We start from the raw sequence: 20,886 nt of genomic DNA on the forward strand, positions 1-20,886 counted from the left end.
AAATTGGAATATAAGGGAGAGATTTGTTTTGAAAAAAGTAACTTTTGTTTTTATTGCTTTGATTATGTTCTTATCAATTATTAATTCTGCATCGGCTCAATCCCAATCCTATACTCTATCTGATGGTTGTTTTACCCCTGCAAACAGTCCAGAATATTTAAAAGCATTAGATTATGAAAAATCCTATGATAATGATATCAACACATTTGCTAATTATGGATCTAATTGGCCTTATCAAGCGCTTTGTATTAATCCAACAATTCCTGCTAACCAAACGTATAGTATTATGATTACTGCAGAGTCAACAACCTCAAGCTCAACATTTAGGGCATTTAATACATATAACGGCACCACGAATCAAAACGCACAAGGAAATGTAGTTTTTACAAATACTAAAGAAACGAAAGTTATTACATTTCCCATTCATTCATTAACAAACGGTATATTGGTAGATGGAGCAAATTTAAAAGTATATAACATAAAAATAATTGATGGTGTTCCAGTAGCCCCTTCTATTCCTCTTAATTTAATTGCTTCCGCTGGTAACTCTCAAGTCACCGTCACCTGGACTGCCGTAACTGGGGCAGCTGGCTACAACATCAAGCGTTCAACAACTGCTGGCGGTCCTTACACAACAATAGCTACCAACGTCTACGGATCGCCTTACACCGATACAACTGTCACTAACGGTACAACCTACTACTACGTAGTCACAGCATTAAATGATTTCGGAGAAAGCGGCAACTCCAACGAAGCGTCCGCGACACCTACAAGTAGTAATTCCGAAGTCGATCAAAACATTAAAGAGTTCTCAATACCAATGAACTCATTTTGTTCAGTCTCACAATCTATGGACTTATCCCTAAACATTACTAATTTGAAAAGTAGTGTGGCAGATTTAAAATTATTTCTTTACAAAAAGAATGGGGCTTCTCTGTCGACGGCAGGTTCATCTTATGACGGAATCGAATCTACAATCGTTCCAGCTACATCATTTCAGCTTGCTGGTAATGAGACAAGTCTATATCACATAACTTTTGGCGGTTCCAATAATAATTGTGCTGATCGTGTCTATTCTGGAAAAATTGAAGTTGACTCGGAATCATACTCATTAATTGCGAGTGGATGGGTGGACGGAACAAAAGGAAACGCTACTGTCATCATCAATGGAGGACAAGCATGGAAGCAAGGAGAAACCTCTGGCAGTCCTGAAAATCCCGGTAATCCAGGCAATCTGGATACAACTGCACCTGCGGCCGTGACAAATTTAACAACTGGAACCCCCACCTCATCTTCAATAAATTTAAGCTGGACAGCTCCTGGTAATGACGGATCAGTAGGAACAGCAACGTATTATGATATTCGATACAGCACATCACAAATTAATGAAGCTAACTGGACAACTGCATCACAAGTGACAGGCGAGCCTGCTCCTACAGTAGCAGGGACCTCTCAATCGATGATTATTAACAGTTTGAATGCCAATACAACTTATTATTTTGCTCTTAAAACACGTGATCAAGCGAATAATATTTCATCTATGTCAAATGTTGTTAATGGCACGACCACACAACCGACTTATTCCCAAAATGTTATTCCCACCATGACGAGTAATACTTCACCATCTGGTGTAGCTAGCTCAAGTGGTGTATGGTCAGGACATGAAGCTTATATGGCATTTGATAAGTCAAATGATACTTATTGGTATAGTGCATCGGGTCACCCTCACTGGATAGCTTATGATTTTGGTAGTGAGAAAATCATAAATAAATATACTCTTACAGCTTTTACGTTAGCTGGGAATGAACCAAATTCTTTGAAATCGTGGACATTTGAAGGAACCAATGACGGCATTAAATGGACAACTCTTGATACACAAACCAATCAACCGGGATGGGGATCACATGAGTTGAGATCCTATACATTCACTAACACTACCGCTTTTAAAAAATATAGAGTTTATATAACTGCAAGCCAAGGCGGTACTTGGGCCGCCCTAGAAGGTATCGAAATGATGCAGGTACAATAAAATAATTTTTCTTCAGATAATTCGTTCAACAAAGCAAGCTTCCTTTCCAGAAAAGATAATATCGCATTTAATAAGATCGAGCTGTATGAGGTTAATGAGTATACACTAGCTCCATAAAATACAGCAAAGTCCTCACTCCTTCGGGATTGAGGGCTTTTTTTGCTTGCATAAAAATACCTCTTGATACGGGAATGTATGTTCGCTTATTATGGGTATAATAGGAATATATGTTCGTATAATCTGGAGGTGTCTGCTTTGGAAAAGGAGATATTGAAGCACATAGCAAACCATAGAAATCATCTACGTGGGCGCAGATGGACAAATCACACAGCGGCTGATCGAAGTCAGGACCATCAGACCAGGCAGTGTGATGGCCTATTGCCTGCAACGTAAAGCGCCGCGGGTGTTTCGAATCGATAACATCCTGGCTATCCAGCTAGTTGCAGGGAGGGTGACAGCATGACCACTGTACAAAAACCCACAGAGGAAGAACAGGAAATGATACTGAACTCGCTATTACTGCCTATGATGCTTACCATGATAGAGAGGAACGGCAAGGAGTTCGAACTATCCACCAACATGCTTCGCAGGTATTACATAGCAGCCACAGAGATCCTCATGAATCGCATTCATGTCGAAATGGTCAAAAATAAGCTCGAACTCAAGGCCAGAAAAATCAAGGTTTTTGAAGATAATACGCGCATGGATGATGACCTGCATTATAAATATATTTGCCGCGGCTATGAGTATCCGTTTTCTGTTATGCGCGATGTGGTGAGGTCGAGGATCAGTGTAATGATGGGGGAGTTCGTTAAGAGCCTATTAGTCAAAATGAAGGAGTAAAGTCTACCGATACATTCTTGTACTGATACCCATAATATGGTATATTAGTTTTGTCCGAAAGAATCGGCAAAAAGAGCCTGGGGGAAAGCATCCCTCGGGCTTTTGTTTTAAGAAAAAAACCGAACCGCAGTAGCGAAAACTCACTAGAACGCGGGGACGGAATGGGGACGGAATGCAATTTTAATTAGGGAAAACAAGTATAAATAGGAACATATACGAACAAGAAAAACCCTTGATTAACAAGGGTTTAAGTAATGTAGTTATAGCTAGTTAATGCCACAAATTACCTTGAGGGGGTAGTGTCCCATGGACGTGCGGGTTCAAATCCCGCCGACCGCATACCAAGAAAAAAGTCTTGTATATCAAGGCTTTTTTTGTTTTTAGACTAACACTTTAGGTTGTTTTTACCATGTAAAAATAGGCTTATACGTTCAAGTCTTTTTTCTCACGTCTTGTGCTCCTATTTAGGATATTGTATATTATGATTAGAATACTAATTGTAAGGAGCTCATACAAAATGTCAAATAAACTTTCTATAATGTCTCGTATAGGTGTCAATTTCCTAACGTGGCAGCGATATTTACAAAAGCAGCTTGTACCTCATCACATCACATTAAAGCAGCAGTATGTACTGCGCAAACTTGTTGTTAAAACGGTTCTAAACCCTTCGCAAATTGCTGAGCTGCTTTACTGTGATCGTCCTACCGCAACCGTCATTATTAACAATATGGAACGGCAGCGCTGGGTTAGAAAGAGTAAGGATTCGACTAATAGAAAGATGGTTAACATTGAGATCACGGAGGAAGGACGAGACAAGCTAGCTTCTTTGAATCGAGCGCTGCAAGCGGAGGAGGAGTTTGATCCTTTATCTTGTTTCACTGAGGAAGAAAAGCAACAGCTGAGCACGTTGTTAAACAAGATGTCCAATCATCTTCAACATATTAAGAATAGCCCCGAGTAAATTTTTTTGCGATATAATTAGAATTCTAATTAATTTCTTTTTGGATGAAGAGACGGGTTCAGTACATCCAAGAACAAAAGGGTTCTAACGCCTGTGGCTCCTGCAGGTTAGGCTACTGAGGCAGTTGTCAAACAAGCAGGTGAGATAGCGGAACGGATGTAGCCCATTTCCCTTGGTCGTCACGTTCACGCTATAGATCGCTGAGTTGGCTTTGGTTCCACGCGGCGTGTGGGCAAATAGCCAGTTCTTATGCCCGATCACAGATGGCTTGATCGAGTGCTCGTATAACCTTGCATCCTTCGTAAAAACCATCAGTTTGTCCCACTGGTTCAGGCTGTAGCCAATCGCCTGCCCCAGCAAGCTTTTGGGAGATTTCTGTTGGTGCAGTCAAGCTTTCAGGGTCTCATCGTATTTTGCACCGTTAATGCATATAAAGTGAGAGCCCGTTCTATCTAAGTACTGAATGACTATCACCTTCACGGCGTTATTATCCCGAAACACACGACATTATCTTTCTCCTTGTTATCGTATCATTCCAGCGTCCTGAAGCAATTTCAAGAATATCGAAAACAGTTCCAGATATCGGGAGTATATTGAAATCGCACGAGAAATACATTGGAAAGTATTCTGTTCTTAGAAGCAGTAGATTACTCGAGACCTAAGGGGAAAGGGATAGCTTATGTTTTAAACAAGTAGGTCGAATAGGCAAGCAGAAATTAAAACAGCGTATTGAATTTTATCTCTAGGAAGTCAACGTGAACCTGATTCCCTTCCCTTGGAAGTATGGGTTAGAAGGCTGATTGTCACAGACGTTATTTTAGAATCTATCTACCAGCAAGGAAAACAAAAATATCCTAGTGTGCTAGACGTGAAAACAACAATGTCTCATTGATGGAAATAGTTCCGATCTTTATTGTTAGGTTGGAGAGGAGAACAAGGCTAAACAGGAAATAAAATCCTTTAAATAAAGGATCTGACAACTTGTAAAATAGTCAAAATAGAAAATCAGAATCCAGGAAAAAGGAGCAATGTAACGTGCAGAAATATAAAGTGGTTCTCACCGGTCCAACTTGGCCAAATGCTTATAACAAGATACTCGAACATTGTGAAGTGAAACTATGGGAAGGTAAAGGCCCGATACCAAGAGATCAGCTTCTGGATTGGTTGGCGGACGCCGAAGGGTTATTCAGTACAGGACAAGTGAAGGTTGATGCAGAGCTTTTGTCCGCTGCACCCAAGCTGCGTGTTATCGCTCAGACAGGCGTAGGATATGATAATGTGAATGTGGAAGCTTGCACTAACCATGGTGTTCCTTTCGCCAACACCCCAGGTGTTCTGGTCGAGGCGACAGCTGATCTTACATTTGGTCTGCTGCTGGCAGCCGCCCGTCGTATTCATGAAGGTTGGGAATTGGTGAGGACCGGAAAGTGGCAGGAAGTGTTGGGGATCGATTTATATGGAAAAACGCTCGGTATCGTGGGCATGGGTGATATCGGCACGGCTGTGGCCAAGAGAGCGCAAGCCTTTGGCATGAATATTATTTATCATAACCGCACGCTGCGTCGGGAAGCGGAAGCATTGGGAGCAAAATACGTTCCTTTCAATGAGCTTCTGAAAACCGCAGATTGTGTGATATGCCTTGTCCCGCTTTCAGCTCAATCGCGAGGGCTTTTTGGAAAAGAACAGTTTGCGATGATGAAGCCTACCGTTTATTTTGTAAACGCATCACGAGGAGGGCTTGTTGATACGGAAGCCTTATACGATGCATTGATAAACAAAATAATCGCTTATGCTGCACTGGATGTTACAGATCCAGAACCGATTCCATCAGGGCATCCACTGCTTTCGCTGCCGAATATTTTAATTACCCCACATATAGGCAGCGCAACCTACGAGACCCGGAATCGAATGGCTGATTTAGCTGTTCAGAATTTACTTGCCGGCCTATCAGGAAATCCGCTTGCAACATGTGTAAACCCTTCTGTTTTTAATAAAGCATGAAGCAGACAAATCGATCTATGGCGAGACAAGAAGTTAACGGGATAAGGATCAATCATCAGGTTACCCAAGAAGGACAAAGGCTTTATGTCCAATTTGGGTTTCTTTTTATTTGGCTTACGTTTCAATTTTCAATGGGCTATTTCAGTATGTTGATCCCCAGATACGACTTCGTTCATATTCAATCTAGCAAAAACACTGTTATATCAAGGGAAAACAAGAATGTCCTAGTGTGCTAGAGGCAAAAAACAACAAAGTCTCATTGATGGAAATAGCGTGGACCTTTACTGTTAGTTAGGAAAGGAGGGCAAGGCCGGAAGGGAAATGAATACGATAGACACAATGATTTTTACATCAAAAAGGAGGTTGACCCATGTTTGGATGGGTAGGAAAGAAAAGCAAAAATATCTTTATACTTGGTATGGCGCTCAGTATCGTAGCGAGTGGTTGCTCTGCAAACAGTACGCCAAGTGGAAGTGGTACTACGGCTCCGGCAGCGACATCAGATGCGAAGCCGGTCACGCTGGAATGGTGGAGCAGTTCTTCATTAGGAATCACGCAAGATGACGAGTTCAAGCAAATCATAAGCGAATATAAGAAAGTTGCTCCAAATGTAACTATTAATTATAATTCTATACCCAATGTAGGGATAGACGAGAAAATAAACGTATCGATTGCGTCAGGGTCATTTCCAGATTTGTATGTTGACGCTATTAATCGGTTAGTCCCCCTATACAATCGCGGTGTCAGCGCTGAATTGGATTCTTATATTGATGAAGACTATAATTTGGCGGACTATAGAAACGATGCTAAAGATATAATGACCATTAATGGGAAACTGGCTATGTTCCTTATGGAAGTCCGCAGCGAAGTATTACTGGTTAATAAGGATCTCTTCGCCAAAGCAGGCGTAGAGAACTTACTCCCTGATGCCAAGACCAAGACATGGACAAGAGCGAACTTTTCCAAAGCTGTTGAAGCCATTGGTAAGCTTGGGAACGGTGTATACGGTATGGGCTTAGTCGCAAGCGAGCTTTCAAACGACAAATTCGTGGATGGCTATATTTACAGTGATGGTGATGAATATACCAATAAGGATTACACGAAAATCACTTACAATACGCCGGCAAACGTTAAAAAGCTGGAATGGCTGGTTCAATTGGCCACTTCACCATATGCGGTTCCAGGCCCTTCGGGAACTAAAGTTACAGAAATGTATGAATTGTTCAAGCAAGGAAAAGTGGGAGTAGCCATGAATGATAGAGGCGACTATCGTAGGGAGATTAGTGAAGGGACAGTTAAAGAAAAAATTAATTTCATGCTGGCCCATTTCCCTACAGATGATGGTTCCGCAAGCAAATTAGCTCCTACAGGTTCCGGTATTGTTGTAAAGAGACAAGAGGATAAGGTCAAGGAAAAAGAAGCAGCTAAATTTGCAATGTGGTTCTCCAGCGGCAAGTCTGAATTGGTAAATAAAATGCTTTACCAGAAATACTTGAAATTCCCTTCTAGAAAATCGTTGCAAAACCTGATTACAGATGATATCGGAAAAGCTTGGCTTGAAATGCCGGTAAAAACGATTGTTAATCCGGTAGCTATGCCGAATTATCAGCAAATTCGTAAAGTGTGGTTCACTTACTACCAGCAGGCGATGCTAACTAATAGTAAAGTGACGGCTAAAGATGCGCTTGCCTTCTTTGAAAAGGATGCTCAGAAACTATTGGACGAAGGAAATAAAGAACTTAAAAAATAAGATATAAAGAGGAGAACTAACATGGAAAACATAGGATACAGAATCATCCCCCGCAGCCAACGTCCCGACCTGGAACTGATTGACCAATTTTTTGATATTGTGACGCCTCACATTAGCGATAACCTGAACCGGATGTTTGCCAGCTGCTCGGGGCTCAGACCGTATCATTCCGGATACAAGCTGGTTGGTTCCGCATTGACCCTAAAAACAAGACCTGGTGACAACCTGTTGTTTAACAAAGCGATTGACATGGCGTTGCCAGGTGAAGTCATCGTTGTTGACGGTGGCGGAGATTTAACCAATTCCCTTTCAGGTGAAATTATGACTCGTATTGCCGAAAATCGCGGAGTCCGCGGCTTTGTACTTGACGGCGCAATCAGGGATTCGGGTCCGATCAGCAAAAGGGACTTTCCGGTATATGCCAGAGGAGTAACCCATCGCGGTCCATATAAGACAGGTCCAGGGGAAATCAATGTTACGGTAACTGTCGGCGGCATGGTTGTCAATCCAGGTGATATTATTGTAGGCGATGAAGACGGGCTGGTAGCCATCCCACTGGCGATTGCACCTATGGTGCTGGAAAAAGCGCGGCAAACGGCACTGCTCGAAGCTGATCTTATTGATAAGCTTGAACGAAAAGAAGGTGTTGATCGTGAATGGATCGACCGGTTTCTTAAGCAAACAGGATGCCAATGGAATAATGAAGCTAACAATTAGGTTCCATTTATAACGCACAATCCGTTTTGTATAGTTAATATTAGGTGTTAGCGGTAATAAAACGCCTCTGCGGATGGATTATCTAATTAATCTATTCTTTCTGGATGGGTCCCCGCAGAGGCGAAATAAGCCGATTGGCAATTGTTAAAGAGGGGAGCGTTATAACATCATGATTTCACTTTATCGGGAAATGTATAAAAATCGCGTTAATTATTTATTTTTGGCACCGATGTATTTGTTATTGCTTATTTTCTTAATTATCCCAGCCATTCAAGGGTTATATTATTCGTTGTTTGATTTTACGATTGGTTCTCCCAGATTATTTGTCGGCTTCAAAAATTTTACTAAGCTATTCCAGGAAGAGGTATTTTGGATAGCTTTGAAAAATACATTTTTTCTGGTACTGATTATCGTACCGGTAAGCATTTTCACGGCTTTATTCATATCGGTTGCCGTATACCGCAGCTCACAGGCGGCAAAAGCATTTGTCAGAGGAGCTTTCTATTTGCCGCTGGTGGTATCGAGTGTCTCGTTAACATTAGTGTGGGGCTTTATTTTTAACCCGGTCGCCGGACTTGCCAATCAATTATTAAAATTAATCAAAGTGGCCCCAATTACATGGCTGGGCGATCCCCAATATGCCTTTATCGCAATTACAATCGTGCTGTTTACCTTCGTACTGGGTAAGCCTGTTATTTTGTACTTGGCTTCGATAGGCAACATCCCTGAAACCTTCTATGAAGCTGCCAGGATTGATGGCGCCAATGAATTTAAGCAATTTATTCATGTGACGCTGCCTATGCTGAAGCCGACGACACTGTATTTGGTCATTACGGGAACGATTCAGGTATTTAATGTATTTGTTCTAATCAAAATCATGACGGGTGGAGGCCCAGGCAACTCGACGCAAACGCTGGCTTATCTGCTTTATGAAAAAGCGTTTGTATTTGGCCAATACGGTCTTGCTTCTGCAGTAGGGGCTGTACTTGTGTTCTTGGTAACCATCATTGCGATTATTCAGTACAAATTTTTATCAACCGACATCGAGTATTAAGGGGAATCTCATGAATAAAAATCTAACTTCTCAAAAAAAAATTCAGAAGTTGTTCGTTGTACTGGTAGTTGTTCTTGCGGTGCTTAGTTTGGTTCCTTTGTATTTCGGGGTCATTACTTCCTTTAAGCCCAATTCGGGGATGGTCGTGAACTTGATTCCGGAAAACCTGACTTTGACTAATTACTCTTATTTGTTTAAGGAAACGAAGATCGTACGCTGGTTTTTCAATAGTTTGTTTACATCCAGTGTAGGGGCAGCGATCATCGTTTATCTTTCAGCATTGGCTGGCTACCCACTTGGAAAGAAAAGCTTCCCTGGTGCCAAATTGTTATTTTGGATCTTGATAGCTTTCATGACCATTCCGAAGGAAGCTCTGCTTCTGCCTTTGTTCATTATGATGAAGGAATATCATATGTTTAACACCTATTACGGTATTATATTGCCAGCTCTGGCTTGGCCGTTTGCGGTTTTCTTGATGAAGCAATTTATAAGTACGATCCCACTGGATGTATTTGATGCAGCAGAGATTGATGGGTGCAGCCCCTTTAGGTTGTTCCATTCCATATTGTTGCCGATCATCAAACCAGCAGTAGGGGCTTTGGCGATTTTTGCCTTCGTCTATGTTTGGAACGATTATATGTGGCAGCTTATCGTCATTACTTCTGTAGATATGAAGACACTGCCTTTAGGTGTAGCCGGCTTGCAAGAGGAGTCAACCTCCAACTTTGGGCGTTTAATGGCAGGGGCTACACTCGGTGCGATTCCTTTATTGGCGGTGTTTCTCATGTTCCAACGGCATTTCACCGCAGGCATTACAATGGGTGCTGTCAAGGGCTAATGAGTAAGAATTGCTAATCTGATGAGAAAGTGGTTGTAATTTTCCTGGAAGCTGTAGATTTTGATTTTACTGGGAATCATTAAAGTTAAATAGTTTGATAAAGCTAGGAAAAGTATACTATGATGGAGGGACTTAAATCTTCAATATATATGGAACGTTCATCGCCCAAATAGCTGCTGATAAGTTGCGAACTCAAGGAGGCTAGTCATGCCCGCTTCAAAGTGGAAAAGAAGAACGATGTCTATGTTTGCCATGCTCCTATGCATCTTGTTATGCAGCTGTTCCACGGATATTTTGTCCGGTCGCACACCAGCGCCTAAAGCAGATACGGCAGCCAATTCAGCAGCTGTGACATTGGAATGGTGGATAAGCACTTCATTAGGAATTGCGGAAGAAAACGAGTTTAACCAGATCATAACCGAATACAAGAAAATTTCCCCGAATGTAACGATTAATTATTATGCGGTACCGAATACCGGGTTGGATGAGAAGCTGAACGTAGCGATTGCTTCGGGTTCGTTTCCTGACTTATATGTCGATTCGGTTACGCGCTTGTCTCCGTTGTACATGCGAGGCGTAACAGCCGGATTGGATGCTTATTTAACTGAAGACCACAATTTGTCGGATTATACGCAAAGCGCCAGAGACTTAATGACCATAGATGGCAAGCTGGCGATGCTGTTAATGGAAATTCGCAGTGAAGTGTTAGTTTTAAACAAAGACCTGTTCATTAAGGCAGGCGCAGAGCATTTACTTCCAGATCCTGAGACGAAAACATGGACCCGAGATACATTTGCCAAAGCTGTAGAAACGATCGGCAAGCTTGGGAATGGGGTGTTTAGCTTTGGTCTCGTTGCAGGTGACAGCGCTTATGACAAGTTTGTAGATGGTTACATATACAGCGACGGGGATGAGTATACGAACAAGGACTATACAAAAGTGACCTATAACTCGCCTCGCAACGTCAGAAATTTCGAATGGTTAATAAAATTGGCGACTTCTCCCTATGCCGTCCCTGGAGCGGCAGGCAATAAAGTGCCTAATCTCATTGAATTGTTCAAGCAGGGAAAGATAGCCATTATGATGAACGACAGAGGGGATCTTCGCAGAGAAATCAATAACGGAACTTCCCCCAAAAAGTTTGAGTACATGAATGCCCATTTTCCCACAGATGATGGCTCGAAAAGCAAGCTGTTCGTTAATGGTTCGGGGATCGCCATCAAGAAACAAGAAGACAAGCTAAAGGAAAAAGAAGCAGCCAAGTTCGCGCTCTGGTTTTCAAGCGGCAAGTCGGAGCTTATCAACAAGTTGATTTACCAGAAATATTCGAAACTTCCTGCCAGAAAATCACTGCAAGCTTTTATTACAGATGAACAAGGCAGAGAATGGGCTTCTTTACCGGACAAAGCTATCTTAAGCCCTGTTGCGATGCCGAATTACCAACAAATTCGCAAAATTTGGTTCAATTATTTCCAGCAGGCTCTGTTAAATAACGGAACTATGTCTGCCGCAGATGCACTCGCTGGTTATGAAAAAGAAGCGCAGAAACTGTTAGACGAAGCGAACAAACAAGCAAAAAAATAATCGAATTTCCTGAATATTTACGGGGGGCTTCTTTAATGGGACTATACAACAAGACGATCAGTATCTTGGATAAGCGTAAAACTTGGTTTCGAAGGAGCTTATTTCTGCTGCTTGCAGTCATCATTATCCCTCCCATGCTGCTGTCGATTAGTATTAATGTCATTGCAACTAAACAATTAAAGGATCAAATTAACCAAACGCATGAATTATTGATCCAGCAGATGACGCAACGCTTGAACCAGCAACTCACCCAATTTGAATTTTCAGTAAGGAACTGGGCGATTAACCAAATATTCGGCGATTATCTACAGCATGTTGATTTTTATCAGGAATTATCAACGATACGTTCCATCATGAACGCGTTGGGTGCGATGGAAAATTCGATCTCCTTTATTAAAAATATTGAAATCTACATCGCGGATCAAGATATGCTGATTTCCAATGTCAATGGGGTTTCCCGCATTTATAATACGGAGAAACGCGACCGTTACCAAGAGGCTTTCAAACGGCCAGGCGATATGTATTGGAATTACGGGTTAAATGATTCCCCGGATATGCTTAATATAGACATGACTGTGATGCATAAAATACCCGCGGAATCCTCCCACCCTTTTGGAGCTATTATTGTTGAGGTCGATGCGGTTAAATTCTCATCTTTTATAGGTCAAATCAATCCTTATCAGGAAGGCTACACATTGTTGCTGAATGAAAGCCAAGAGCTGCTGTCAGCGGGTACGTTCGAGCAACGCAAGGATGCGTCATTACTCGCCACAAAATTAAAGGGGCAGCCGAGTATAGGCAATTATATTTTTAAATGGAATGGAAAAGATTTTCTGATTTCCAATGGGGCGGTCCCTCGAATGAAATGGAACCTTTTGTTGGCAACACCGATTGATAAATTAACGGAGCCTGTTGTGCTGATTACCAGGATCATGACGGGTATTACTGCTGCAGCCTTTATTATACTTTTGGTTCTTGCATGGGTAGCATCGAGAAGGGTTTATTCACCTATAACCCGGATGATGTCCTTATTTATACCCGACGAATCCGAATCTGAACTGCCTGTTCATCAAGATGAAATCGAGTTTATCGAATCCCGATGGGCACAACTGAACTCAGAAAGCATCATTATGCAGCAAAGGCTTGAAACTCAACTGCCATCTCTCCGGGAAGGGTTTCTATACCAATTGATCTTTGGCCATTATTATCACCTAAGCGAATCGGAAATTCGCAAGAGGTTAAAAAATTATAACTTGGACTTGGGTCACTCACGTGTTCAATTTACGTTGATTCAAATTTCCGGCATCTCCAAATTGGAAGGGAAATTTAACGAAGATGACGAACAGCTTATTACATTTGCTGCGTACAATATCATCCAGGAGTTGATAGAGGCAACCGGAAAAGGTATGGCTGTATTCAATTTTCAGAATTTAACAGTGGGTTATTTGCTTAGGCTTCCGGAAGAAATGTCTGAGGAAGAAGAGCGGCAGACCACGATAAAACAATCCGCTGAAATGATCAAAACCCTAGAGCGTTTATTAAAGATGGATGTCACCATGGTTATCAGCCAGCCGGCCACTCAGTTAAATACGATCCACACGGTTTATGAACAGAGTGAGCAAGCGTTGAGATTCAGAAGTGTCCATGAAACAGGCCAGGTCTTATATCTGGAGGATCTCATTGTCCAGGGAAAGGAAGTCGCCTTTTATCCCTTTGATCTAGAAAAAGAGCTGCTGCAGGCTCTTAGAATTGGAAATATAGAACAATCCTCCTCCCTGTTCAAACAGTTTATCGCTACCTGTATGCAAAATGCTGATATCGAGACCGTGCTTCACCAAGGCATGCTGCAATTACTTGGCAGTGTATTGCAGCTCGTATATCAAACCGGCCACAGTCCCCAGACCGTGTTCGGCCTTAGTAATTTATATGAAGAGCTGTTAGAGCATAACGATCTGAAGCAAATGTGCGAGTACTTTGAGAAGCTTGTTATGAAGCCATTTATTGAGCATATTGTTGAATCCCAAAATGTAAAGCTCGTGCAGATGACCGAAGACGTAAAAGGAACCATCCATAGTAAATATATGACGGATTTATCACTGGAAATGTGTGCGGATGAACACCATATTGATCCTTTCCGTTTGAGCAGGGCGTTCAAGGAAGTGACGGGGGTTAATTTTATTGACTACGTTACCGATTACCGAATCAAGAAATCGAAGGAACTCCTAAAAAACACCAATTTTCGTATTAATGAAATCGCAGAAATGGTAGGCTACCAATCTTCTTATTTTAATCGTATTTTCAAAAAAAAGGAAAATATGACACCTGGTCAATTCAGGGAAAAGGAGGGAAATGCCCCATTATCTACTTGATTCAATAAATTTGATAAAACGAAGAGGGGCTGCAGCTATGGGAATGAAGTTTGGGTGCCATGGATATACATGGCAATTGTCTTATGATATGCAATCCGATCGGTTGCCACAGATTATGGATGTGATTGCAGAGGGTTGTTTCGGCGGGCTGGATACCCAAGTGGCGATGTTAGGAAGGTTCAGCAACCATCCGGAATTGCTTAAGGAAGAGCTGCAGAGGAGGGGATTGGAGCTTGCGGCGCTAACGCTTTCATTGCCTTGGCTGTTTCTAAAGGAGACCGATGAGGAGCGCGAGGCGGCCGACCACTTTATCAATTACCTTGGGCATTTTCCGAATGCCTTGCTGAATGTCGTCCAAATGCCCGGAACCAACCGTGATCAATTGAAGGTCCGTCAGCACAACGTGCTGAATTGTGTCAATGAGATCGGACGCAGGGCGGCAGATAAAGGGATCGTTACAGCGCTCCATCCGAATTCACCACCGGGCTCCTTGTTCAGGACGGAGGAGGACTATAAGGTGATGTTCGATGGGCTGGATACCGAGGTTATCGGCTATACTCCCGATGCTGGCCATATCGCATGCGGAGGCATGGATGTTGCCGAAATTTTTGAAAGATATCGGCCTTTCATTAAGCACGTCCATTTCAAGGATGCATCTGCAGACCATATATGGGAGGCTATGGGCGAAGGGACTATTGATTTCCGGCGCATTGTCAGCCATCTTCGGGATACGGGTTATAAGGGATGGATTATGGTGGAAGAGGAATCCGCCAAAGCGGTGGTGGACCCGGATGGTGCCATGCGGGCAAACAGTCTGTACGTGCAGGAACAATTGTTAACGCTTTTATAAAGGGAATTGTAACCGAATCATGCAATCTCGGACGAAAATACTTTATTCATATGAGGAGGAGTTTATCGTGTCCTTACAAAATTTTGAAGTGAAAAATAAGGAGATACGGAATGCTTTTTTGGAAATTAAACAAAACCACCCTGAGCAATTCAAACAACGATTGAATTTTTCGTGGAGCAATTGGGGGTTTGGGATTGAAACCTTGACCGAAACCGCAGACCGTCTGGAGCAAGCAGGAATCAGGTATATCGAGCTTCATGGTAATCATTATGGGTCCAATTTGGGTTATAACGCGAAAGAAACATTGGCTGTTTTGGATCAACATCAAATTCAAGTTAGTGGAGTTTGCGGCATGTTCTCCGTGGATAATGATCTTTCGAGCAACAGGGCATTCCAACGCCAGGCAGCGGTTGATTATATAAAGAGGGAGCTTGAGTTTACCGCAGCCGTTGGCGGTACTTATTTACTTATTGTTCCAGGTGCTGTTGGCCGGCCGCATGCTTATGACCAAATGGAATTTGACCGTAGTGTAGAAACGTTGCAATTGGTCGCTGATTTATTCGTTGATTACCATATCAAAGCGGCTATCGAGCCCATACGTTCAGCAGAAACCAGCTTCATTCATACCATTGCTGAAGCACAAGCTTATATTAAAGCCGTGGATCATCCAGGTGTACAGCATATTAATGCAGATGTTTACCACATGCAGGTTGAAGAATCACATATCGGGAAAGCGCTCCTTGCAGCTGGAGAACAGCTAGTGAATCTTCATATGGCTGACAGTAATCGTGGGGCACTAGGTGATGGGTCGCTTGATCTGGATACGGTCATCATGGCATTGTATATACTGGGCTTTAACCGTGAAGGCAGGTATTTTACTCCGGAACCATTGGGCCCAGGCGGGGACCCTTACCCAGCGATGTACGGCAAACCGGATAAGCGTTCATTGGAACGATTGGTGCAGCAATCAGTGACTTATTTCCGTACACGTGAAGAGGCTTTGCTTAAGTGAACATGAGGGGTTTAAGTTACTTATTAATAGTTGAGGTGATCACAATGACTAGTAAAGTTGCCACGTTTCAGCAACTGACGCTTCAAGATACTGAACCGGATTTCGATTTGATTGAGCCAGGACGAATGTTTCGGTGTATAGACGAAGCGTATGCGATGAGTGGGATCGGACAAGAACTTGGCGCGTGAGGGCAGGGTCGCCAGAACGCCGGACTTACCTTTTACGCCAAGACTGGTTGATAAAGATGGTAGGTTAATGCTAATGATTACGCCCGTATGTTAAAGGACAAGCCTGGCAGAGCCAGAAACATAATCTATGAGTCGGCTTTGATTTGGGTCATTGCTTGAACTTGTTAGAGCGTGGAAGTGAAAGCCAAGATTTACTTTTACGTTTCCTAGATTGTGCTGTTGTTCAGGCCGTTTATGAATTCAACCGTGAGATGAATCATAAGCCTTATGATTCCGTTCGTGGTGTTTTTTTGAAGGGGACGAACTTTCCTCCGGAGCAGGCTTCAGGGAAAAGAACCATATTCAAATATGTGGGATTAATCCAAATTGCATTAAAGGTTACTTTAAACCAATGGATTCTTTGGATGGTTATAGCGTTCCGTAAATGATGAAGTGGTAGAATAGGCAATCATAATTATTGGCGGTAAAAAAGAAATGATGGCAAGTGACTAGAAGTGAAGCGTAAGGTAATGGCGATCGCCATTACCTTTTTATGCTGCGGCGTGCCCAGAGGCATGCATCTTCTAGCCAGTGGAAGTCCGATCACGGGAGGGCCAAGCCCCCGCTTAGCTACGATACTTGCGTATGGTGAAATCCGTGCGTAAAAGCGTATCGACAAAAGCACTTATCTGAGACAGGATGAGCAACATACCAGGCCGTAACATGAAGTGAATCCTGCCGCTTCGTCAAAAAGGCCTCGCAAGAGGGAAAAGAGGAAGCCGAGTCTTGCGCGCACAGACGAAGGCCACGAAAGTTGACTAGATCTTGGAGCGACAACGAAGAATCCTCCGGCGTAGAGGGATCGGCATGGGGTGAAAGAAGATGCAGTGAACTGGGGAGACTCTCCCCTGCACGAAATTTTTTTTCGTAGCCGGATGCTCTATAAGCAAAATGGTGAAGCGAGTCATCCGCAGGAAGGGAGTCCGAGAGGCGCATATTAGACAACACAACCTGTGGGAGGGAAGGCGCCCTGCCTTGTTCAAGCTTTTCAAGGAGGTACGAGTGAGTGAATGCTATATGGCTAACGACACCAAGGGAGCAGTTCAAGCTGGAGTTAGCGGAGGAAAAGACACGCCTCATGACCTTTGGACGATTTGCAAGGGAGCGAAAGGTGGAACTCGGAGAAAGGCTGGACACGTTCGATTTTCTGGGATTTAAAGATGTTTGTGGAATAGGAAAGAAAGGTAAATTTGCGTTCATACGAATACCAAACGTGAAAAGTTGCCGAAAATTTACGGAGCGAGTCGGGACATGGCTGAAAGCACACCGGCATTGGAAACGGTACAGAAATCGCGTGTACTATACAGCCCAGCAATGGCTTTGCTCAAAAGCAGAGAAGCACATTCGGGAAGTGGTGAAAGTGCCCAGCCAAAGATGAGGCAACAGGAACATGCACAAAGATCCTCTCCTGATTAGGAAAGGATCTAATGTGTACTACTTGATAACTTTACTTATTATTGAGCAGCAGCGATCGGCTGTCTGACGATTTTTACTTCATAGAATGAAATTTTATTGGAGACGATATATTCCGGAATTTCCCTTCCGTGGGCATGCGACTCCTTAAAGGCGTCACTTTTTGTCCAGGCATGGAAATCCTCTTTTTTCTCCCAGCGAGTAACGACTGTAACCTCGTCGTGTTCCTTCGTGTTTTCAGTCAGCAGCACTTCCAACCCCAAAAAGCCGCTCATGTACTCCACTTTACCAATCTTGTCGAAACGCTCGATCAGCTTGTGGGCATCACCTTTAGTGATTTGCGATGTGTTTGTAATAATAATCATAATATTATAGCCTCCTAGAGTTTGATAAAGTTTTTATTTGATATTGTTTTTAAAGGAATAATGACAGGATAGTCGTCTTCGAATCTGACTTTTGCTTGAACGTTATAAATATTTTCCAAAAAATCTGATGAGATAATCTCAGTCGGTTTGCCCGTTTCGGCGATACGTCCATTTTTCATGGCGATTATGTAGTCGCAATAGTGGGCTGCCTGCTGGAGGTCGTGAAGCACCATGACGATGGTTATTCCGTAATCCCGGTTGATGGTTTGCAGCATTTCCATCAAATCCAGCTGGTGGGCAATATCCAGGAATGTGGTAGGCTCATCCAGCAACATAATCGTCGTTTTTTGTGCCAATGCCATAGCAATGCGTGCTTTTTGCTGCTCACCACCAGACAACGTATGGAACATTCGATCCTCATGTTTTTTGGTCCCGGTTGTTTGCATAGCCCAGTCCACAATTCCGTGGTCTTCGTCGGTCATGCGATCAAACAATCGTTTATAGGGAGCTCTGCCGTAAGCAACAAGCTCCTTGACTGTCATCTCGGGCAGCCCGTTTTTCGACTGGGTGAGCATGGCAACGGTTTGCGCCATTTCAGCCGATTTGTAAGTATGCGCCAGTTTGCCGTTTATCGTCACAGTTCCCGAATCGGCTTCAAGCAGCCGGGTTATGATTTTCAGCAGCGTTGATTTACCAGAGCCGTTCGGACCGACGATGGCAGTCACGTTTCCTTTCGGAATCGATACGGTGATATGCTGCAGCTGAAACGCGCCTACATCAAGCTGGATTCGGTCAGTAAGGATTGCTGACATTATACGATTCTCCGTTTCTTGAGCAAATATAAAAAGAACGGGGCGCCCAGGCAGGCCAGCAGTATACCCACAGGAAGCTCCAGGGGATCGAACCATGAACGAGCGATCGTATCGGACAGCACGACAAGTACGGCGCCTCCAAGCATCGACAGTGGCAGCAAATAGCGGTAATCCTCTCCTGTAAGCAGGCGGATAGCGTGTGGCACCACTAAACCAACAAAACCGATAAGACCGGCAACACTGACAGCAATACCTGATAAAAAAGCAGCCAACAGGATTAGCAGAACTCTGTGCATCTCAATCTTCATACCGAGCAGCTTGGCTGAATCATCCCCCAGCAGCAGCAGGTTGGCCGATTTGATTGTCAGCAGCGACAGCAAAAGCCCAATGATCGCATACGGAGCCATAAATCCAAGATGGTGCCAGCTTCGTCCACTTAGTCCCCCTGCGAGCCAAGGCAAAACAGCCTGAACACGATCACTGTAAAATACCATGATGCCGTTCATGACAGCCCCAAGCAGCGCATTAATGGCAACACCAGCCAAAATGATTTTCAGTGGTGACGAGCCTTTATCCCAGGCAAGACCGTAAATGAGCAGCGCAGTCGCAAAAGAGCCGACAAAGGCGAGAGGTGGCAGCAAATAGCTGAACTGTGGCAGTACGATCATAGTGATGACGGCTGCCAAGCCACCGCCAGCGGATACGCCGATAATTCCCGGGTCAGCCAACGGATTTCTCATCACACCTTGCAGCAGCGCACCCGAGACCGCCAGACATGCACCCGTTAAAATCCCGATTAATACACGGGGCAGCCTTAGATTCATGATGATTTTTTCGTGAATCGGTTGTCCGCCGTTGGTGAATACCGCCCAAATGTCTCGAAGCGATATCGGTACCGAGCCATAGGTCAAGCCGTAGAAGGAGACAATGACAAGAAGAACGGGAATAACAATGATGATCAGCTTTCTTCTGGAGCTTCGCTGCTTTTGATTCATTGTTGTCACTTGGCCGCCTGCAGCCGTTTGCTCATCAAATCGAGTGCCTCGACAACTTTGGTGCCGGGATTTGTTCCAAACAGGTCAGCGGGAAGTATCTCAATATGGTTGTTCTTCACGGCATCTAGACTGCTCCAGGCCGCATTTTGCTGCATCTCTTTCATAAATCCATCCTTCACTTTCTCCGGGCTTCCATGGGTCATAATAACGATCAACTGCGGATTTGATTTCATTATCTTCTCAGTATTCATCTGCGCATACTGGGGATAATTGTCAAGCTTGGGATAGTCTGCGGCAATATTTTCACCACCGGCAGATACAAGTATATCGCCACTTAATGAATTATTAAGAGCGGCCATATAGGTGCCCGGTGCCCCATACACCATCAGCACCCTCGTTTTTGCTGTGCTTGGAGTCGTTTTGAGCTCCTGCAATTTTTGATCAATGGCTTGAGTTAACTCCTTGGCCTTGTCTTCTTTCTGCAGCAGCTGACCGAACAAACCGATTTGCTTCTTGATGTCATCAATCGAATTGGCACTGGTCAATACCATCTTGGAGCCTATACCCTCAACACCCGGTATATCCTTGGTGTTCAGTGGATGATTACCGAGTACAACATCGGGGCTCAGGAGCGCGATCTTTTCCAGATCAAGCCCATGTGTGGAACCAACCTGTTCTACACTTTGGGCTGCTTGCAGCGTTGCGGGAACTGTTGCGGTTGGGCGTCCTACGAGCGTCCCCCCTAGCGCATAGACGATATCCATTTCACCGTTTGCTAGAGCGACAATTTTTTGAGGTGCGCTGGGAAAGGTTATGCTGCGGTCGGCAAAATCCTTGATAGTTAGAGTACTCCCCTTAGATGGGGTAGAACCTTCATTCACACCCGGCGCAGACCCAAGGCCCGCAGACGGAGCCGATGCACAGGCCGTTAGTCCGTTGAGAGCAGCGGCCAATACAAGCATCAGCAAAGGTTTTCTCATAAAAAAAGCGTCCTCCTATTCAGAATTCATTAGCAAAAAATTAGAACAAATGATAATATGGGAAACGAATAGCGTTACCCCTTCAC

The 20,886-nt window shown here is 43.7% G+C and carries 20 protein-coding genes; 14 read left to right on the forward strand and 6 right to left on the reverse strand.

The window, feature by feature from the left end; genetic code table 11:
- Positions 1-28 precede the first annotated feature (28 nt).
- From NST47_RS17335 to NST47_RS17345, 3 genes are all read left to right on the forward strand, one after another.
- The gene (locus NST47_RS17335; protein WP_341156207.1) at positions 29-2,029 is read left to right on the forward strand and encodes a fibronectin type III domain-containing protein; all 2,001 of its coding nucleotides are present in this window, start codon (positions 29-31) and stop codon (positions 2,027-2,029) included.
- 459 nt (positions 2,030-2,488) lie between these two features.
- Positions 2,489-2,872, forward strand: coding sequence for a hypothetical protein (locus NST47_RS17340; protein WP_341156208.1), 384 nt, complete (start codon positions 2,489-2,491; stop codon positions 2,870-2,872).
- 517 nt (positions 2,873-3,389) lie between these two features.
- Positions 3,390-3,833, forward strand: a complete 444-nt coding sequence (locus NST47_RS17345) for a MarR family winged helix-turn-helix transcriptional regulator (protein ID WP_341156209.1) — start codon at positions 3,390-3,392, stop codon at positions 3,831-3,833.
- A gap of 84 nt (positions 3,834-3,917) precedes the next feature.
- On the opposite strand, the gene NST47_RS17350 is transcribed toward NST47_RS17345, so the two are convergent.
- Positions 3,918-4,193 (reverse strand): IS66 family transposase, encoded by a 276-nt coding sequence (locus NST47_RS17350; protein ID WP_445667383.1) that lies wholly within the window; start codon positions 4,191-4,193, stop codon positions 3,918-3,920.
- A gap of 675 nt (positions 4,194-4,868) precedes the next feature.
- Between NST47_RS17350 and NST47_RS17355 the strand changes: the two genes are divergently transcribed.
- The 9 genes from NST47_RS17355 to NST47_RS17395 all read left to right on the forward strand — a co-directional run bounded on the left by NST47_RS17355 (position 4,869) and on the right by NST47_RS17395 (position 16,008).
- Positions 4,869-5,834, forward strand: coding sequence for a 2-hydroxyacid dehydrogenase (locus NST47_RS17355; RefSeq protein ID WP_341156210.1), 966 nt, complete (start codon positions 4,869-4,871; stop codon positions 5,832-5,834).
- A 370-nt stretch (positions 5,835-6,204) separates the two neighbouring features.
- Positions 6,205-7,584, forward strand: a complete 1,380-nt coding sequence (locus NST47_RS17360) for an extracellular solute-binding protein (RefSeq protein WP_341156211.1) — start codon at positions 6,205-6,207, stop codon at positions 7,582-7,584.
- A 21-nt stretch (positions 7,585-7,605) separates the two neighbouring features.
- A complete protein-coding gene (locus NST47_RS17365; protein WP_341156212.1) occupies positions 7,606-8,301 on the forward strand; it encodes an RraA family protein in 696 nt (231 codons plus the stop codon).
- Positions 8,302-8,470: 169 nt separating this feature from the next.
- Positions 8,471-9,355 (forward strand): carbohydrate ABC transporter permease, encoded by an 885-nt coding sequence (locus NST47_RS17370; protein WP_341156213.1) that lies wholly within the window; start codon positions 8,471-8,473, stop codon positions 9,353-9,355.
- Positions 9,356-9,365: 10 nt separating this feature from the next.
- Complete coding sequence (locus tag NST47_RS17375; RefSeq protein WP_341156214.1) at positions 9,366-10,193, forward strand: carbohydrate ABC transporter permease; 828 nt, start codon at positions 9,366-9,368, stop codon at positions 10,191-10,193.
- Between the two features lie 207 nt (positions 10,194-10,400).
- The gene (locus NST47_RS17380; protein ID WP_341156215.1) at positions 10,401-11,777 is read left to right on the forward strand and encodes an extracellular solute-binding protein; all 1,377 of its coding nucleotides are present in this window, start codon (positions 10,401-10,403) and stop codon (positions 11,775-11,777) included.
- Between the two features lie 35 nt (positions 11,778-11,812).
- Positions 11,813-14,146, forward strand: a complete 2,334-nt coding sequence (locus NST47_RS17385) for a helix-turn-helix domain-containing protein (RefSeq protein ID WP_341156216.1) — start codon at positions 11,813-11,815, stop codon at positions 14,144-14,146.
- A 10-nt stretch (positions 14,147-14,156) separates the two neighbouring features.
- Complete coding sequence (locus NST47_RS17390) at positions 14,157-14,996, forward strand: sugar phosphate isomerase/epimerase family protein (protein WP_341156217.1); 840 nt, start codon at positions 14,157-14,159, stop codon at positions 14,994-14,996.
- A gap of 67 nt (positions 14,997-15,063) precedes the next feature.
- Positions 15,064-16,008, forward strand: coding sequence for a sugar phosphate isomerase/epimerase family protein (locus NST47_RS17395; RefSeq protein WP_341156218.1), 945 nt, complete (start codon positions 15,064-15,066; stop codon positions 16,006-16,008).
- A 23-nt stretch (positions 16,009-16,031) separates the two neighbouring features.
- Here NST47_RS17395 and NST47_RS37190 read toward each other — a convergent pair whose 3' ends face one another.
- On the reverse strand, positions 16,032-16,181 hold the full coding sequence (locus NST47_RS37190) for a transposase (protein WP_445667384.1): 150 nt from the start codon (positions 16,179-16,181) through the stop codon (positions 16,032-16,034).
- Between the two features lie 509 nt (positions 16,182-16,690).
- On the opposite strand from NST47_RS37190, the gene NST47_RS17405 reads away from it, so the two are divergent.
- Positions 16,691-16,840, forward strand: coding sequence for a hypothetical protein (locus tag NST47_RS17405; protein ID WP_341156219.1), 150 nt, complete (start codon positions 16,691-16,693; stop codon positions 16,838-16,840).
- 401 nt (positions 16,841-17,241) lie between these two features.
- Positions 17,242-17,613 (forward strand): hypothetical protein, encoded by a 372-nt coding sequence (locus NST47_RS17410; protein WP_341156220.1) that lies wholly within the window; start codon positions 17,242-17,244, stop codon positions 17,611-17,613.
- 76 nt (positions 17,614-17,689) lie between these two features.
- Here NST47_RS17410 and isdG read toward each other — a convergent pair whose 3' ends face one another.
- The 4 genes from isdG to NST47_RS17430 are packed head-to-tail and all read right to left on the reverse strand — an operon-like array spanning position 17,690 to position 20,800.
- The gene (gene isdG / locus NST47_RS17415; RefSeq protein ID WP_341156221.1) at positions 17,690-18,013 is read right to left on the reverse strand and encodes a heme oxygenase; all 324 of its coding nucleotides are present in this window, start codon (positions 18,011-18,013) and stop codon (positions 17,690-17,692) included.
- Positions 18,014-18,027: 14 nt separating this feature from the next.
- Positions 18,028-18,825: an ABC transporter ATP-binding protein gene (locus NST47_RS17420; protein ID WP_341156222.1), complete on the reverse strand. Its 798-nt coding sequence runs from the start codon at positions 18,823-18,825 to the stop codon at positions 18,028-18,030.
- Complete coding sequence (locus NST47_RS17425) at positions 18,825-19,820, reverse strand: FecCD family ABC transporter permease (RefSeq protein ID WP_076233016.1); 996 nt, start codon at positions 19,818-19,820, stop codon at positions 18,825-18,827. The genes NST47_RS17420 and NST47_RS17425 overlap by 1 nt, the downstream gene beginning before the upstream one ends.
- A gap of 5 nt (positions 19,821-19,825) precedes the next feature.
- Positions 19,826-20,800 carry an ABC transporter substrate-binding protein gene (locus tag NST47_RS17430; RefSeq protein ID WP_341156223.1) on the reverse strand — a complete coding sequence of 325 codons (975 nt, stop codon included), beginning with the start codon at positions 20,798-20,800 and terminating at the stop codon, positions 19,826-19,828.
- Between the last annotated feature and the right edge of the window lie 86 nt (positions 20,801-20,886).

It is taken from the genome of Paenibacillus sp. FSL H8-0034 (genome assembly GCF_038000305.1).
GTDB lineage: Bacteria > Bacillota > Bacilli > Paenibacillales > NBRC-103111 > Paenibacillus_S.